Origin of the sequence: Streptomyces sp. NPDC056835, assembly GCF_042789485.1 — a bacterium.
Taxonomy (GTDB): Bacteria; Actinomycetota; Actinomycetes; order Streptomycetales; family Streptomycetaceae; genus Streptomyces.
The window spans coordinates 86,462-102,752 of record NZ_JBHUBB010000002.1; the positions used below are offsets into that span (position 1 = coordinate 86,462).

The 16,291-nt window shown below is 70.4% G+C and carries 16 protein-coding genes; 4 read left to right on the top strand and 12 right to left on the bottom strand.

Going from position 1 to position 16,291, the window contains the following annotated elements:
- Positions 1 to 26: 26 nt before the first annotated feature.
- Together ACFRMN_RS02880 and ACFRMN_RS02885 are read right to left on the bottom strand one after the other, a co-directional pair.
- Positions 27 to 1,352 carry a metallophosphoesterase gene (locus ACFRMN_RS02880; protein WP_383012299.1) on the bottom strand — a complete coding sequence of 442 codons (1,326 nt, stop codon included), beginning with the start codon at positions 1,350 to 1,352 and terminating at the stop codon, positions 27 to 29.
- An 11-nt stretch (positions 1,353 to 1,363) separates the two neighbouring features.
- Positions 1,364 to 1,630 (bottom strand): SCO4848 family membrane protein, encoded by a 267-nt coding sequence (locus ACFRMN_RS02885; protein ID WP_383012302.1) that lies wholly within the window; start codon positions 1,628 to 1,630, stop codon positions 1,364 to 1,366.
- Here ACFRMN_RS02885 and ACFRMN_RS02890 point away from each other — a divergent pair.
- Positions 1,569 to 3,161 (top strand): D-alanyl-D-alanine carboxypeptidase, encoded by a 1,593-nt coding sequence (locus tag ACFRMN_RS02890; RefSeq protein WP_383012305.1) that lies wholly within the window; start codon positions 1,569 to 1,571, stop codon positions 3,159 to 3,161. The genes ACFRMN_RS02885 and ACFRMN_RS02890 overlap by 62 nt on opposite strands.
- Here ACFRMN_RS02890 and ACFRMN_RS02895 read toward each other — a convergent pair.
- Positions 3,109 to 4,143 carry a YihY/virulence factor BrkB family protein gene (locus ACFRMN_RS02895; protein WP_383012308.1) on the bottom strand — a complete coding sequence of 345 codons (1,035 nt, stop codon included), beginning with the start codon at positions 4,141 to 4,143 and terminating at the stop codon, positions 3,109 to 3,111. The genes ACFRMN_RS02890 and ACFRMN_RS02895 overlap by 53 nt on opposite strands.
- Before the next feature lie 90 nt (positions 4,144 to 4,233).
- Between ACFRMN_RS02895 and ACFRMN_RS02900 the strand changes: the two genes are divergently transcribed.
- Together ACFRMN_RS02900 and ACFRMN_RS02905 are read left to right on the top strand one after the other, a co-directional pair.
- Complete coding sequence (locus tag ACFRMN_RS02900) at positions 4,234 to 5,715, top strand: FAD-binding protein (RefSeq protein ID WP_383012311.1); 1,482 nt, start codon at positions 4,234 to 4,236, stop codon at positions 5,713 to 5,715.
- A gap of 75 nt (positions 5,716 to 5,790) precedes the next feature.
- Complete coding sequence (locus ACFRMN_RS02905; RefSeq protein ID WP_383012314.1) at positions 5,791 to 6,546, top strand: decaprenylphospho-beta-D-erythro-pentofuranosid-2-ulose 2-reductase; 756 nt, start codon at positions 5,791 to 5,793, stop codon at positions 6,544 to 6,546.
- 104 nt (positions 6,547 to 6,650) lie between these two features.
- Here ACFRMN_RS02905 and ACFRMN_RS02910 read toward each other — a convergent pair whose 3' ends face one another.
- Both ACFRMN_RS02910 and trpS read right to left on the bottom strand, forming a co-directional pair.
- Positions 6,651 to 7,238 carry a 2'-5' RNA ligase family protein gene (locus ACFRMN_RS02910; protein ID WP_383013007.1) on the bottom strand — a complete coding sequence of 196 codons (588 nt, stop codon included), beginning with the start codon at positions 7,236 to 7,238 and terminating at the stop codon, positions 6,651 to 6,653.
- A gap of 245 nt (positions 7,239 to 7,483) precedes the next feature.
- Positions 7,484 to 8,497: a tryptophan--tRNA ligase gene (gene trpS, locus ACFRMN_RS02915; protein WP_383012317.1), complete on the bottom strand. Its 1,014-nt coding sequence runs from the start codon at positions 8,495 to 8,497 to the stop codon at positions 7,484 to 7,486.
- Positions 8,498 to 8,778: 281 nt separating this feature from the next.
- Here trpS and rocD point away from each other — a divergent pair, with 281 nt between their 5' ends.
- Positions 8,779 to 9,984, top strand: coding sequence for an ornithine--oxo-acid transaminase (rocD, locus tag ACFRMN_RS02920; RefSeq protein ID WP_383012320.1), 1,206 nt, complete (start codon positions 8,779 to 8,781; stop codon positions 9,982 to 9,984).
- A gap of 109 nt (positions 9,985 to 10,093) precedes the next feature.
- On the opposite strand, the gene ACFRMN_RS02925 is transcribed toward rocD, so the two are convergent.
- From ACFRMN_RS02925 to ACFRMN_RS02955, 7 genes are all read right to left on the bottom strand, one after another.
- A complete protein-coding gene (locus tag ACFRMN_RS02925; RefSeq protein WP_383012323.1) occupies positions 10,094 to 11,275 on the bottom strand; it encodes a glutathionylspermidine synthase family protein in 1,182 nt (393 codons plus the stop codon).
- Between the two features lie 32 nt (positions 11,276 to 11,307).
- On the bottom strand, positions 11,308 to 11,592 hold the full coding sequence (locus ACFRMN_RS02930) for a hypothetical protein (RefSeq protein ID WP_383012326.1): 285 nt from the start codon (positions 11,590 to 11,592) through the stop codon (positions 11,308 to 11,310).
- 194 nt (positions 11,593 to 11,786) lie between these two features.
- A complete protein-coding gene (locus tag ACFRMN_RS02935; protein WP_383012329.1) occupies positions 11,787 to 12,623 on the bottom strand; it encodes a histidine kinase in 837 nt (278 codons plus the stop codon).
- A gap of 91 nt (positions 12,624 to 12,714) precedes the next feature.
- Positions 12,715 to 13,326, bottom strand: a complete 612-nt coding sequence (locus tag ACFRMN_RS02940; RefSeq protein ID WP_383012332.1) for a hypothetical protein — start codon at positions 13,324 to 13,326, stop codon at positions 12,715 to 12,717.
- Positions 13,327 to 13,335: 9 nt separating this feature from the next.
- On the bottom strand, positions 13,336 to 14,787 hold the full coding sequence (locus ACFRMN_RS02945) for a hypothetical protein (RefSeq protein WP_383012335.1): 1,452 nt from the start codon (positions 14,785 to 14,787) through the stop codon (positions 13,336 to 13,338).
- A 112-nt stretch (positions 14,788 to 14,899) separates the two neighbouring features.
- Positions 14,900 to 15,331, bottom strand: coding sequence for a hypothetical protein (locus tag ACFRMN_RS02950; RefSeq protein WP_383012338.1), 432 nt, complete (start codon positions 15,329 to 15,331; stop codon positions 14,900 to 14,902).
- 451 nt (positions 15,332 to 15,782) lie between these two features.
- Entirely contained in the window at positions 15,783 to 16,172 is a 390-nt protein-coding gene (locus ACFRMN_RS02955; RefSeq protein WP_383012341.1) for a VOC family protein, read from the bottom strand.
- Positions 16,173 to 16,291: the final 119 nt, after the last annotated feature.

The window sequence follows — 16,291 nt, forward strand, 5'->3', positions numbered from 1 at the left end:
TCCCGGATCCCGGACGCGCGCGGCTCTCAGGCCTGCCGCGAGGCCAGTTCCACGATGGTGATGTCGGAGGGGGCACCGACCCGGACCGGCGGGCCCCAGGCGCCCGCGCCGCGCGATACGTACAGCTGGGTGTCGCCGTACCGCTCCAGACCGGCGACGGTCGGATTGGCCAGTTCCGCGAGAAGATTGCCCGGCCACAGCTGGCCGCCGTGGGTGTGCCCGGAGAGCTGGAGGTCGACGCCGTAGCGCACGGCGTCGTCGATGACGACGGGCTGGTGGGCGAGGAGTACGGACGCCCTGGCCCGGTCGCGGTCGTCGAGCGCCTTCGCGAAGTCGGGGCCCGCGCCCTCGCTCTCGCCCGCGACGTCGTTGACCCCGGCGAGATCGAAGCCGGGGATCTCCACGCGCTCGTTCTCCAGCGGCCGGAGGCCCAGTTCACGGACGTGGTCGACCCAGGCGTCGGCGCCCGAGAAGTACTCGTGGTTCCCGGTCACGAAGAAGGAGCCGTGCCGGGATGTGAGACCGGACAGCGGCTCCGCCGCCGGGCCCAGGTTCTCGACGCTGCCGTCCACCAGGTCGCCGACGACGGCGATCAGATCGGGCTGGGTGGAGTTGATGGTGTCCACGATGCGCTGGGTGTGGGCGCGGCCCAGGATCGGTCCGAGGTGGATGTCGCTGACGACGGCGATACGGAAGCCGTGGGCGCCGCGCGGCAGCTTGGCGAGCGGGACGGTGACGCGCTTGACGCGGGGGCCGCGCAGGACGCCGTACGTGCCGTATCCGACGGTCGCGAGCGCGGCGGTGGCAGCCGCGCCGCCGACGACACGGGACACGAACAGCCGACGGGAGGGCTCGGGGGTGAGTGCGGGGGTGGGTCCGGTGGCCGGCGGTTCCGGCAGGTCTGAACCGCCGTCGGATATGCCCGTGCCAGGAACCGTGCCCGGGCCCGCGCCCGTATCAGCGCCGGCGCCCACCGGCGTCCGTGCGACGGCCTCCGCCGGGACCTCAGCCTCGGCGGACGCGTCCCGGCCCCGGCGCTCCAGCAGCCGCCGCAGCAGCGGCCGTACGACCTCGCCCACCAGCACCGCGAGCAGCAGGTAGAGCAGCGTCGCCAGCCACAGATAGCCGGGCCAGGCGAGCACCTGCTGTGCCCGGAAAGGCATCCCCGAGCGCCCCGAGACCACGGCGCCGACCGACAGTAACGGCAGCACGAACGCGGCGACGGTGCCCAGCCGGCGGGCGAGGCCGCCGGGGCTGGTCGTGTCGCGCACCAGGCGCCGCCAGATGTACCAGTGCGCCGCTGCCACCAGCGATACGGCGGCGAGCGCCCCCAGAACGATCACGACGACCACGAACAGGCCCCTTATCCCAGATTTTCACGGTGCTCGCGCTGTTCGCGCCGGAGTGCGCGCACACCGCGGAACCCGATGGCGCCAACGGCCGTCCCCAGAAGAAAGGACACGATGGCGAGCGTCAGGTGCACCCAGAAGTACCCCGTCGGATCACCGGCGTCGTCGAACGCGAGTCCGCTGCCGTCCTGCCACAGGTTCTTGACGAAAGTGATCCAGATGAACCAGCTCCACACCCCGAACACGAGCAGGAACCAGGACACGGGGCGGTTGAGCTTCATGGATTCAGTATCACCGGCGCCCTCGGGGCGACGGCAGCGGGGTCCGGAGAGCGGGCGGCCGGGTCCGGAGGTCACCCGTCCGGGTCGGCAAGCGATACGGTCATCGGATCCGCGCGCGCGGGAAACAGAGCGGGAAACAGGGCGGGGAATGGGGCGGGGAATGGGGTCGGGAATGGGGCCGATCAGCCCACCCGGGTCGGCACCGGGGTGCGGGCCATGTACGTTTTCGATCGTGTCCGCTCTGAAAAAGACCGCCTTGACGGTCATCTCCGCCGCATTGCTTCCCGTAATGACCGCCGTACCCGCGTCGGCGGACGGCAAGAACGACGGGCCCGACAACAACAACCAGCCGAAGCCGCCCGTTTCCATGTCCACGGTCGGCGGGGCCAAGCTCGGCCGGGCGGGTACGCAGGTGAACCTCGGCGCGGGCGCGCCGGTCCTGCCCAAGCAGCTGAGCGGCCGGTCCTGGATCGTCGCGGACGCCGAGTCGGGCGCGGTGCTGGCCTCGCACAACGCCCACTGGCGGCTCCCGCCGGCCTCCACCCTCAAGATGCTCTTCGCGGACACGGTGCTGCCCAAGCTGCCCAAGGACGAGGTGTACAAGGTGGCGCCCACCGATCTCGCGGCGGTGGGCGCGGGCAGCAGCCTGGTCGGTGTCAAGGAGAACCTCAAGTACTCCGTCCACGATCTGTGGCTGGGGGTCTTCCTGCGCTCCGGCAACGACGCCGTCCATGTGCTCTCCGAGATGAACGGCGGGGTACCCAAGACCGTCAAGGACATGCAGAAGCACGCCGAAGAGCTCCAGGCGCTGGACACGCGTGTGGTGACGCCCGACGGTTACGACGAGAAGAACCAGGTCTCCAGCGCGTACGACCTCACCCTGATCGCCCGCTCCGGCCTCCAGAAGAAGGACTTCCGGGAGTACTGCTCGACGGTGTCGGCCAAGTTCCCCGGCGACGTGAAGCAGGCGAAGGAGGGCGAGAAGGTCGAGAAGGACAAGAACGGGGACCCCAAGCGCGACTCGTTCGAGATCCAGAACACCAACCGGCTGCTGACCGGCGCCCCCGGCGTCCCCACGTACAAGGGCATCGCCGGTGTGAAGAACGGCAACACCACCCACGCGGGCGCGACCTTCACCGGCGTCGCCGAGCGCGACGGCAGGGTGCTGCTGGTCACCGTCATGAACCCGTCCTCCACGGAGGGCCAGGCGGTCTACCAGGAGACGGCGCGGCTGCTGGACTGGGGCTTCTCGGCGGCCGGGAAGGTGACTCCGGTCGGTGAGCTGGTGCCGCCCAAGTCCGCCCGTACGAACGCCTCTCCGAGCCCCACCCCCGTGGGAGCGGACTCGGCCGGAGCCGGTACGGCCACCGGGCCCGCCAAGCTCGCGGCCACGAACGGCGAGGGCACGGGCGGTGTCGGGACGGCTCTCGCCGTCGCGGGCGGGGTGCTGGTGGTGCTGGGAGGCGCGGTGTTCCTGGTCAACCGGCGCTGGCCGCTGCCCGACCTGGTCCGTCGCCGTTCGCGCGATTAGCCCCGCAGGCGCGGTCGCCGTTCGCGCGAGTAGCCCCGGCGGCGCGGTTGCCGTTGCCGTTGTCCCGCCTCTGCTCGATCTCCGGCCCGGTCTCTCCGTCGCCCGTCCCGTCCGCCGCGGCCGCCTCGTCCGCCTTGCCGCGCGTCGCCGTCCAGGCGGCGCAGAACAGCAGCAGCTTCGCCGTGAAGTTGATCCACAGCAGCAGCGCCACCGGCACCCCGAACGCGCCGTACATGCTCTTCGCCGCCACGCCCCTCATATAGCCGCCGAGCAGCAGCTTGAGCAGTTCGAAGCCGATGGCGCCGATGAGCCCGGCGACGACGAGCCGGCGGCGCGGCGGATGGACGCGGGGCAGCAGCGTCAGCACGTACAGCAGCAGCACGAAGTCGGCGAGGACCGCCACGACGAGGGCGGCGGTCTGGAGCAGTGCGCCGCCCGCGCCGTTCTGGGGGATGCCGAGCCGGTCGGCGGTCCAGCCGACGGCGGTCGAGCCGAAGCCGGAGGCCCCCAGTGAGGCCAGCCCGACCGCCCCCAGACCGACGAGCGACACCGCGTCCCTGCCCTTGAGCAGGAACGGATTGCCTTCTTTCGTATCGTCCAGCTCCCAGACGGCGCGCAGGCACTCCCGCATGGAGCCGACCCAGCCGATCCCGGTGAAGAGCAGCACCGCGCCGGCCACCACCCCGACCGTGCCCGCGTTGGCCACCAGACCGCTGATGTCCAGCTGTTGGGAGATGCCGGGGACCTGCTGCGTGATGCTGTGCTGGAGCCGGTCCAGCTGGCTCTGGCTGAGCAGCGCGGCGCCGATCGCGGCGCCCACGGTGATCAGCGGGAAGAGCGCGATGAAGCTGATGAAGGTGATGGCGGCGGCCAGCCGCGTCCAGTGGACGCGGTCGAGCGTCTCGTACGAACGCCAGGCGTGCGTCCGCGTCAGCCTCGCCACGAACGGGCCGACAAGGGGCAGTTTCTTCAGCCAGTCCATGAACGACGTGTACCCCCTGATCGGAAAACAAGCGCGGGCGTCACGACAAAGGCCACAAAGAATGCAGTATGGGGCGATACGGTCACCACCATGTCTGCCGACACCGCCCTCGACACCGACGCCCCTACCGCTTCTGACGTCGCCCCTGCGGACGGCGGCGTCGACCCGTTCGTCTCCCTCACCGGCTGGGGCCGTACCGCCCCGACGACCGCCCTGCTGATCCGGCCCCGTTCGTACGAGGAGGCGGTCGCCGCCGTACGCGCAACCGGAAGCCGTGGTTCCATCGCCCGCGGCCTCGGCCGGGCCCATGGCGACGCGGCGCGGAACGCCGGCGGCGCGATCCTCGACATGACCGCGCTGGACGGGATCCATTCCATCGACGCGGACACGGGCGTCGTCGTGTGCGGCGCGGGCGTGAGTCTGCGCCGTCTCCTTGAGGTGCTGCTGCCGCTGGGGTGGTTCGTGCCGGTGATGCCGGGCACGGGCCATGTGACGGTCGGCGGGGCGATCGGCGCCGACATCCACGGCATGAACCATCCCGCGGCCGGTTCCTTCGCCCGCCATGTCCTGTCGGTGGAGCTGCTGACCGCCGACGGTGAGGTACGCACCGTCCCGCGCGGCACCCCGCTCTTCGACGCGACGACGGGCGGGCTCGGGCTGACGGGAGTGATCCTCTCGGCGACGGTACGGCTGGACCGCGTGGCGACGTCCCTGATGTCCGTCGACACCGAACGGGCCAGGGATCTGGACGATCTGCTGGCCCGGCTCGCCGCCTCCCTTCCCCGTGACGGCGACCGGGACCGCGACAACGACGGCGACGGCGACGGCGACCACCATCGGTACGCGGCCGCCCGGATCGATCTGCTGGCCCGGGGGGCGGCTCTGGGGCGCGCGGTGCTGCTCCGAGGGGACCACGCGCCGCTGGACGCCCTCCCCGCGCGCGCCCGGCGGCGCCCGCTGGTCCATCGCCCGCTCCCCTTGCGGCCGGGAGATCTCACGGCCGCGCCCGCGCTCGTACTGCCCGGGCTGCTGGGACGGACCGCGCTCGGGCTCGTCAACGCGGTCGGATACCGCGCGGCGCCATCGCGCGGAAGGACCGGGGAGCTGCGACGGCTCGCGGCGTTCTTCCATCCGCTGGACGGCGTGCCGCACTGGAACCGGATCTACGGGCGCGACGGCTTCGTCCGGTACCAGTTCGTCGTCGGGTACGGGCAGGAGGAGGCCCTGCGGCGGATCGTGGAGCGGGTGGCGCGCCGGGGCTGCTCGTCCTTCCGCGCCGAACTCAGACGGTTCGGGGAGGCGGATCCGGGCTGGCTGTCGTTTCCGATGGCCGGGTGGGCGCTGGCCCTGGACCTGCCCGCGGGGCTGACCGGTCTCGGCCCGTTCCTGGACGAGCTGGACGAGGACGTCGCGGCGGCCGGGGGCCGGGTCTGTCTCGCGAAGGACGCCCGGCTGCGGCCGGATCTGCTGGCCGCCATGTATCCGAGGCTGGACGAGTTCCGGGCGCTGCGAGCCGAGCTCGATCCGCGCGCGGTCTTCACCTCGGACCTGTCACGCCGCCTGTCGCTCTAGCCATAGCCATAAGTGCCTGTGAGTGCCTGTGTGCACTGCTGCCCCGTTGCCCTGTTGCCCCCTGAGGAGCGATTCATGAAGGACGCCTTCGGCACCCCGCAGTCCCTGCTCATCCTCGGCGGTACGTCGGAGATCGGGCTCGCCACCGCGCGCCGGCTGATCGCCCGCCGTGCCCGTACGGTCTGGCTGGCGGGCCGTCCCTCCCCCGCCCTGGACACCGCCGCCGACCGGCTGCGGACTCTGGGCGCGGACGTCCGTACCGTCGCCTTCGACGCCCTGGACCCGGGCTCGCACGCAGAAGTGCTGGGCAAGGTCTTCGCGGAGGGCGACATCGATATGGTGCTGCTCGCCTTCGGGGTCCTCGGCGACCAGGCGCACGACGAGGCGGAGCCGCTTGCGGCGGTCCGGGTGGCGCAGACCAATTACACCGGCGCGGTTTCGGCGGGGCTGGTGTGCGCGGGCGCGATGCAGACGCAGGGGCACGGTTCGCTGGTGGTGCTGTCGTCGGTGGCCGGCGAGCGGGCCCGCCGCGCGGACTTCATCTACGGGTCGAGCAAGGCGGGCCTGGACGCGTTCGCGCAGGGGCTGGGGGACGCCATGTACGGCACGGGGGTGCAGGTCATGGTCGTACGGCCCGGCTTCGTACGGTCGAGGACGACGGCCGGCCGGCCGGAAACACCGCTGGCCACCACACCGGAGGCGGTGGCCGCGGCCATCGAGCTGGGGCTGCGACGGCGCTCGGAGACCGTGTGGGTGCCGGGGGCGCTACGGGTGGTGATGGCGGCGGTGCGCCATCTGCCGCGCCCGCTGTTCCGCAGGCTGCCGGTCTGAGCAAGCAAGGGTCCTGACGCCGGGGCTCGGCGCAGGCGCAGGGGCGGGGCCCGGCGCAGGGGCGGGGCCCGGAGGAGGGGCGGGGCCCGGAGGAGGGGCGGGGCTCAGAGCAGGGTGGTCGGCCGGTCGGCGGGGGTGCTCTGTGGGGGCACCCCCGAGACCTCCCCGCCACCGCCGAACGCGTACTCCTGCAGCTTGCGCCATACGGCGTCCGCGCCCTGCTCGTACAGCGCGAAGGAGGTGCAGCTCCAGGCCGCGCCGTACTCGGACAGCTCCTCGTAGGCCCGGTCCATCGCCTCCTCGGCGATGCCGTGCGCCACCGTCACATGGGGGTGGTACGGGAACTGGAGCTCACGGACGAGCGGTCCCGACGAGTCCCTGACCCGCTTCTGGAGCCAGGTGCAGGCCGACGCGCCTTCGACCACCTGGATGAAGACCACCGGTGAGAGCGGGCGGAACGTGCCGGTGCCGGACAGCCGCATCGGGAACGGCCTGCCGGCCGACGCGACTGCGGCGAGATGCGCCTCGATCGCGGGCAGCGCCGACGCGTCGACCTCGGTGGGCGGCAGCAGCGTGACATGCGTGGGAATGCCGTGTGCGGCGGGGTCACCGAAGCCCGCACGCCGGTCCTGGATCAGGCTCCCGTACGGCTCCGGGACCGCGATCGAAACGCCGAGCGTTACGGTCCCCACATCGATCTCCTCAGTCCCGTGGTCCATGTGTCGATGGTCTGTGTCTTCGCCGCCGCTCGCCAGTGTGACGGTCGCACCGCCCGGCCCGCCAGCGGCGACCGGAGCCGTGGGACGCGGTGGCGTTCCGTGCTCGTGCACCCCACTGACCTCCGGTGTCTCCGCTCCGGGGCGGCCTCCGCGCCGGTGCGCCGCCGGTGCTCCTCGGTACCGCGCCAGTACTCCGTCGGTGCGCGGCCCGTACTCCGTCAGTGCTTGGCGGGGAGGAAGCCGACTCTGTCGTAGGTCTGCGCCAGGGTCTCGGCCGCGACCGTACGGGCCTTGTCCGCGCCCTCGGCCAGGATCGAGTCCAGCGTCTCCGGATCGTCCAGATACTCCTGGGTGCGCGACCTGAACGGGGTGACGAACTCGACCATCGCGTCCGCCAGGTCCGTCTTCAGCGCACCGTAGCCCTTACCAGTGTATTTCTCCTCCAGCTCAGCGACGGTGGTGTCCGTGAGCGTGGAGTAGATCGTGAGCAGATTGCTCACTCCCGGCTTGTTCTCGGTGTCGAACCGGATCTCCGAGCCGGTGTCGGTGACCGCGCTCTTGATCTTCTTCGCGGTGGCCTTCGGCTCGTCGAGCAGATTGATCAGGCCCTTGGGGGTGGACGCCGACTTGCTCATCTTGGCCGCCGGGTCCTGGAGGTCGTAGATCTTCCCGACCTCCTTGAGGATGTACGGCGCCGGGACCGTGAACGTCGGTCCGAAGCGGCTGTTGAAGCGCTCGGCGAGATCGCGGGTCAGCTCGACGTGCTGCCGCTGGTCCTCACCGACCGGGACTGCGTTCGCCTGGTACAGCAGGATGTCGGCGACCTGGAGGATCGGGTACGTGAAGAGCCCGACCGTGGCGCGGTCCGCGCCCTGTTTCGCGGACTTGTCCTTGAACTGCGTCATCCGGGAGGCCTCACCGAAGCCGGTGATGCAGTTCATGACCCAGGCGAGCTGCGCGTGCTCGGGCACATGACTCTGGACGAAGAGCGTGCAGCGCTGCGGGTCGAGACCGGCGGCGAGCAGCTGCGCGGCGGCGAGACGGGTATTGGCGCGAAGCTCGGCGGGGTCCTGGGGAACGGTGATCGCGTGCAGGTCGACGACCATGTAGAAGGCGTCGTGGGTTTCTTGCAGCGCGACGTACTGGCGCACCGCGCCGAGGTAGTTCCCGAGGTGGAACGAGCCTGCGGTGGGCTGGATTCCGGAGAGCGCGCGGGGACGATCAGAGGCCATGTTCACCATTCTCTCAGGTACGACCGACAGGTCGGGAACGGAGTAGGGGGCGAAGACCGGGCGGGGACGGTGCGGAGAGGAGGCGGACGGCGGGGCCGGCGGTCGCCCGGCGTCCGGCCTCTGTTCAGCCAGGGCATGCCCAGGGCAAGGTTTCCTCGTCCACACTGCGAGCGACGATAGAAAGTAGGGCCTCACCCCGCCCGCACCGCAGAGCTTGTACCGCACAGCTTGTACCGCAGAGCTTGTCCCGCACAGCTTGTCCTGACCGATCGGAGAAACCCGTGTCGACAACGGAGAGTGCCATCGCCTCGGCGGAGGCCCACAGTGCGCACAACTACCACCCGCTGCCCATCGTGGTCGCCTCGGCGGACGGCGCCTGGATGACCGATGTCGAGGGGCGGCGCTTCCTCGACATGCTGGCCGGGTACTCGGCGCTCAATTTCGGCCATGGCAACAGGAGGCTCATCGACGCCGCGAAGGCGCAGCTGGAGAGGGTGACGCTCACCTCTCGCGCGTTCCACCACGACCGGTTCGCGGACTTCTGTACACAGCTGGCCGAGCTGTGCGGCATGGAGATGGTGCTGCCCATGAACACGGGCGCGGAGGCGGTGGAGACCGCGGTGAAGACCGCCAGGAAGTGGGGCTACCGGGTCAAGGGCGTGCCGGACGGCATGGCGAAGATCGTCGTCGCGGCCAATAACTTCCACGGCCGTACGACCACGATCGTCAGCTTCTCGACGGACGCGGAGGCGCGGGCGGACTTCGGCCCGTACACGCCCGGCTTCGAGATCGTTCCGTACGGGGATCTCACCGCGATGGACGCGGCGATGACCGAGAACACGGTGGCCGTGCTGCTGGAGCCGATCCAGGGCGAGGCCGGGGTCCTGGTGCCGCCGGCGGGCTATCTCGCCGGGGTGCGGGAGCTGACCCGGCAGCGGAACGTGCTCTTCGTCGCGGACGAGATCCAGTCGGGCCTGGGCCGGACGGGGAAGACCTTCGCCTGTGAGCACGAGGGCGTGGTGCCCGACATGTATGTCCTCGGTAAGGCGCTGGGCGGCGGGGTGGTGCCGGTGTCTGCGGTGGTGTCCTCGGCCGATGTCCTCGGCGTGTACCGCCCCGGCGAGCACGGCTCGACCTTCGGCGGCAATCCGCTCGCCTGCGCGGTGGCGCTGGAGGTCATCGCGATGCTGCGGTCGGGCGAGTTCCAGCAGCGCGCGGCGGAGCTGGGTGATCATCTCCACCACGAACTGGGCCTGCTGACGGGCGGCGGCGCCGTGGAGGCGGTACGCGGCCGGGGCCTGTGGGCGGGGGTGGACATCGTGCCGTCGCACGGGACGGGCCGGGAGATCTCGGAGCGGCTGATGGACCGGGGTGTGCTGGTGAAGGACACGCACGGCTCCACGATCCGGATCGCGCCGCCGCTGGTGATCAGCAAGGAGGATCTGGACTGGGGCCTGGACCAGCTCCGGGCGGTGCTGGCCGACTAGGGCGTGTTTCGGAAGTCCTGTCTGCCCGGCGGAGTTCAACACGCGCGTGCGCCCGCGTCCGGAGGGTCCGGGTCCTGTCCGGTCGGACAGGACCCGGGCGCGACCCGCCCTAGAGGATCACGTGCGGCAGGAAGCGGGCGTACTCGTCGGTGATCAGGCCCGAGGACTCGCGGATACCGAGGCCCGCCGCCTCGTCCTCGACCACCCACGCGCCGAGCACCACGCGGTTGCCGTCGAAGTCGGGCAGCGGCGCCAACTCCTGGTAGCAGCAGGGCTCGTCGCGTAGCACCGGGGGCGCCCCCGGCTCGTGGATCGTGACGCCCGCGCCTTCCCTGCCGAGGAGGGGCTTGGCCACATAGCCTCGGGAGGCGGCCAGTTCGCGGGGGCCGTCGAGGTAGGAGGGCAGCAGGTTGGGGTGGCCGGGGTGGAGTTCCCAGAGGATCGCCAGGAGCGCCTTGTTGGAGAGGAGCATCTTCCAGGCGGGTTCGATCCAGCAGGTGGTGCCCGTACCGCCGCCGTTGTCCAGGGTGTCCTGGACGTACGGGCCGAAGCGGTCGGTGGCCAGCCACTCCCAGGGGTAGAGCTTGAAGCAGCTGCGGATGAAGCGCAGCCGGTCGTCCACGAAACGGCCCGACAGCCGGTCCCAGCCGATCTGTTCGACGGAGAGCGCTTCCGTGTCCAGGCCGGCCTGCTCGGCGGTCTCGCGCAGATACGCGACCGTCATCAGGTCCTCGCCCAGTTCGTCGCCGTCGGAGTGCGCGAAGTGCACCGGGCCGGGCGGGAGGAGGCCGGACTGCCGTTTCCAGGCGGCGACCAGACGTTCGTGCAGTGAGTTCCACTGGTCGGCGTGGGGGAAGCGGTCCTCCATCCAGAACCACTGGGCGCTCGCGGCCTCGACCAGTGAGGTGGGGGTGTCGGCGTTGTACTCCAGCATCTTGGCCGGACCCGTGCCGTCGTAGTGCAGATCGAACCGCCCGTAGATGGAGGGCAGTTCGGCGCGACGCCGCCAGGACTCGGCTATCAGGGCGGCGAGCCGGGGGTCGGTGATGCCGAGGTCGGCGAAGCGGTCGTGTTCGACGATATGCGCGGCGGCGCCCAGGCACAGCGCGTGCAGTTCTTCGACGACCTCTTCGAGCGCTTCGACCTCGGGCAGCGTGAAGGAGTAGTAGGCGCTCTCGTCCCAGTACGGCCGCAGCGAGTCGTCCGGGTAGCGGGTGAGCGGGTAGATGACGCCCTGTTCCTCGACAATCCGCTGCCAGTCGGGGCGGGGCTCAGTGGTGTGACGTTTCATCAGCGCGTCGACGGTCGGCAGGCCAGGACCACTCAGCCGCCACCGGAGCCGGAGGAGCAGCCGATTCCGCCCCGGTCGACGGCCGACTTGTCGAAGCTGCCGCCGTCGACCTTGCCCTTGCTGCTCGATCCGCCGTAGTAGTACGAGCCGCTGCCGCCGCTCTTGCACTCGGAGCTGGGCAGGGTCTGCCGGGTCGTCCGGTCGGCGCACCGCTTGTCCGGGTCCGAGCCGCAGGACGTGATCGTGACGGCGAGGACCCCCATGCTCCCGAGCACGACCGTGCTCGACCTCAGTCTCCGTTGACGCGTAGCGGCCATGTCCCCGCCCCTTCCCCCGTTGTTGGGACCACAATAAGCGGCCCCACCGCGCTGCCGTAGGGGCGGTACGAGGTCATTCCTCGACCACTGCCCCACTGGAACGCGTACGTACCTTTTGAGATGATCCGTCCCGGCCGACCGGGGCGCTGCCGTCCGGCGGCGCGGCTCCGGCGGCGCGGTTCAGGCGGCGCGGTTCAGGCGGCGCGCCGGATCTCGCCCTCCGCCGGCAGCAGATCCGTGATCATCTCCCAGACCCGCTTCGCGTCCGTCCGCGTCAGCCGCACCGTGCTCTCGGGGCCGACCTGCCCCGGGGCGACCGGCTCCGCGGGCAGCTCGCGGTGCCAGTAGCCCAGCGGGCCGCAGTCCCAGACGCCGAAGCCGCGGACCGCGACGCCGTCCTGGCCACCGTCCCGGCCCCGCCAGGCCGCGGTCATGCGCCAGCTCGACCGCAGCTCGCCGATCATGTCGGCGAAGAGCGCGAGCGCCGGTTCTTCCAGGGTGCCGGCCGACTCCAGGGCGGCGCGGATGTGCTCCCGCTCCGTTCCGCCGGACGCGGCGGCGGGGACGTCCGCCACACTGCCGACGCCCGCTTCGAGCGTTGCCATGGTGGTCTCCACGACGGCGAGCCCCGCGTCGCGCACGGCGGCGGACTGCTGGAGGTTCACCATGTTCGCCATCGCCCAGACCAGCGTTTTCGGCTCGACCGTCGTGTACTCGGCCTCACGCTCGCCGGGCCAGGACTGGTGGGCGACCACATGGTCGTCCCCGATGATCAGCCCGTGGTTCAGGGTGCCCTGACGGCCCGTGGCCTCCAGCGAGATGACCACGACCGGGTTGACCAGCGTCTTCATCAGGGGCAGCAGCAGAACGGACAGCTCACCGTCCTGGCTGAGCAGACCGCACCGCCGTAGTTCGTCCCTGGCCGCGGTGTACTCGTCGGGCACGGGCCGGTCGGTCGCCAGCTCGGTGAGGACGATGACGTGCTCGTCGGTCAGCCGGAAACGGGGCCGGGTGATGTCGTACGAAGGCATGGGCGGAACACTCGCTTTGCTACTGGTCGGATGGGTCGTCGGGTGCCGCGTTCCAGCCGGGACACGGCACCGTGTTCCAGCCGGAACGCGCTCAGGACTGGCTCTCCGCGAAGAGCCGGGTGGACCGCGCGAAGGCGGACCGTATGGCGCCGCCCCTGGTCAGCGGGGCGCGGTCCACACCGGCGAAGAGCGTGACGAGCGCGATGTCCGCGGCGACGGCCCGGCCCGTCAACCCCACCACCAGCTTCTTGCCCGCGCCGATACCGGACTGCTTGGCCGTGACGGAGACGCCCGGGTCCTCGTTGTCGGCCTCCCGCCGCAGCACGTACTGCTTCCGGTTGACCGCCCACAGCCGGTAGTGGTCCCCGCCGTACTTGAAGTGCAGGGCACGGGCCTTGTGCGTCAGCGCGAAGCGGTTGCGCCGCAGGTACACCATCGCGTCGCCGACCCTGAGGGTGGACCGGTTGAGCGTCGGCAGGTCCGCCGCCTCGGTGTGGATGCCGCGGGTCTCGAACGTCGCGGTGGGGATGAGGGTGCCGCGTACCTCGGAGACCACGCTGCCCGGGGTGGTCTTCCTGGGCAGCGGGGAGGTCAGCACGATCTCGCCGAACTCCGGTGAGGTGCCCCGGTAGCCGGCGCGCCGCTCGTGCGTGCGGCCCTCCTTCCAGAACTCCAGCGTGATCGGGGCGGTGGCGGTATGCATCGGTCTCCTTCAGTCGAACGGGTTGAGGGCGCTGCCCAGCTTCTTCGCCCCGCCGGCGATACCGTCTCCGATGTCCGACGCCTTGTCGCCGACCCAGTCCCCGGCCTTTTCGATGCCCTTGCCGATGGCCTCGTGGTTGTCCCAGATCAGGGCCCCCGCGTAGGCCGCACCGGTACCGACGGCCAGACCGAGCGTAACCGGGTTGGGGGCCACGGTCAGAGCCGTCATCGAGGCACTGAACGCGGTCCCGGTGAGGTCGGTCGCGAACTTCGACGGATTCGCCTTGATCATGTCGGTGTCGTACGTCGCGAGGTTCGCGACGCCGTACGCCGTCGACGCGACACCGCCCACCACGCCGGCTCCGCGCAGCCAGCCCGCCGCCTTCGCGGCGTTCGCCAGGCCGCCCTGCGACGCCACCCTGGCCAGGTTGGCCTCGGAGGCCGTCGGCATGAAGAAGGCGCCGTTGCGCATGTAGCCGCCGAACATGGCCGCTTCGTCCGATCCGGTCAGTGCCGTGATCATGCCGGGCGGGACACGGCCGAGCAGACTGCCCGGAGGCGCACCCGCGAGACGTGTGTTGATCGTGCGGCTGATCAGGGTGCCCGGGGCGTTGGGGATCTGCCCCTTCATCACCTTGACCAGCTTGTACGAGTACAGGCCGGCCGCGGTGAGGGCGCCGGCGAACGCGCCCACCGTGATCGCGCCGTTCGACACCTGCGACACCAGCTTCGCCAGCTCGGGGTTGCCGGTGAGGCGGGTCATGCCGTCGCGTTGCAGGCGCTTGATGTAGTCGTCAAGGGTCTCGTTGTCGCGCTTTTCGAGCCACGCGAGGTCGAGGCGATCCTGCTTCTGCTTGTCGTCGGACTTCGCCACCGCGCCGGCGTCGCCGTTGAAGCCGGTACCGGGCGTTGCGTCGTTCTTGCTTCCCTGGCCGTCCTTGACGACGGCCTCCAGGTCCTTCTTCAGGTCCTTGTCGGCGTCATCGACCGCCTTGACACACGACTTGATGTACTCCACCCAGGACTGCTCGCTCTCCCGGATGCTCTTGGCGTAGTCGGGGTCGTGCCGGGTCGCGGCGCGCTCCGCTTCGGTGAGCGCGGCGTAGTCGAACGCGACGTTGCCCTGCTCCGAGACTTTCATACCGGCCTTGATCGCGTCGGCGCGGGCGTTCTCCAACTGCTTCTTGAGCTCGGTGAACTGCTGGTGCGCGTTGCGCAGCAGGGTGGCGGTCGCCTTCGCCTGGGTCTGTGCGGCCGTGTACTCGTAGCGCGTCGCGGCGAAGTTGGTGTGCGCGCGGACGGAGCTGTCGCCCAGCCAGGTGCCGTCCATGGTGATCTTCTGCACGCTGTCGCGGTAGCGCTTCTCGACCTTGTGGAACTCCTCGGCCATCTCCTGCCACTTGTCGGCGGCGGTGTTCAGCCCACCGAAGTCGGTGGTCATGACCTCGTAATACGTCAGCATGCTGGTCTTTCCCCCGGGAGACTACGTGGGTACGTCACACGGTCCTGACATCGGGACGCGGCGCGACGGGGCGGCGGTTCGGTGTCCGCGCGTCGGAACGTCAGTACGTCGGTCAGTACTTGTCGAAGTTCGACGGGATGCCACTGATGGTGCCGCGACGGTCGACATCGGTCTGCGTGAAGATGGTCACCGTCGCCCGCAGGGCGCCCTTCTCCGTGTTCAGCCGTCCCACGAGAGTCTTCACCTGGCTCTCCCAGGTGGTCTGCACCGTCTTCAGCCCGGTGGCGGTGGCCCAGCCGGAGAAAGCACTGATCGCGCTGGTCATCGACCCGTCGGCCCAGTCTCCGGCCTTCTTGGTGTTCGGCTGGAGTTCCGTCTCGATCGTGTTCGCGGCCGCGCGCTTCTGGGCCGGCGTCGACGCGAGATTGGGGGCGCCCCCGCCCGGCGGCGACACGGGCGGGCGGTCCTCGTCGGGGACCCTGTTGAGCTGCATGGAGGCGGTCGGCCCGCCGTGCGACGGAGCCCACCCCTGCTCGAATCCCATGTCCGTAACCCCCCGGTTTTCGGTGCCGCGATCACAATTCCGCGGTGGGATTGTATAACTACAATTGGCCGGTGCAAACGGTTGGTTCGCCGGTACGGCACGTACCGACCGAAGCGGCGCGAGCCGCGCGCCCTCAGTGCCCGCGGACCATACGGGGCAGACCACCACGACCCGCGAACTCTCGTGCGGCGCACCGGCCGACGCCGTCCGCCCGGGGGCGGGCCCCGGGGGGGCGACGCGGTGTGGGTCGGGTTCTTGTGGGTCCGGGCAGGGCCTAGGGCGTGTTGCGAAAGTAGCGCCGTCCGCCCGCAGGGCGGGGCTCGCGGCGTCCGGTGCGTGCGATCGCAAGGCGGAGGATCGTCCGCGTACTGGACGTACGTGGACGACTCCGACAACGCGGCGAGCGTGCGTGCCGGGCGTCGCGAGCCAGGCGGGACTTTCGCAACACGCCCTAGCTCGCGCCTGATCCGTAGGGGCGGGTGATCGCTTCCAACGCGTGACCCGCGGGATCCAGGAAGTACATGCCGCGCCCACCGTCGTTGTGGTTGATCTCGCCCGGTCGCTCGCGGTGCGGATCGGCGTAGTACGTGAGCCCGGCGTCCTGGATCCGCTGAAAGATCCCGTCGAACTCGGCCTCGGTGACCAGGAAGGCGTAGTGCTGCGTGACGATGGACTCTTCCGGAGTGTTCGCGAAGTCGAGGGTGACGCCGTTGCTCAGTTCCACGGGGATGAACGGGCCCCACTCGTCCCCGACCTCAAGGCCGAGGATCCGCGCGAGGAACTCGGCGGATTCCCGTTTGTTCTTGGAATGGACGATGGTGTGATTCAGCTGGACTGGCACGGTGAAATGCCTCCGTAAGGACAAATTCACGGACACCTCCATGCCTCACCCGGACGGTGACCGACACGCGATGCCGTGATGATCAGCGTAGGCCGGGCCCCAGGGGCTGTCACGCCCCG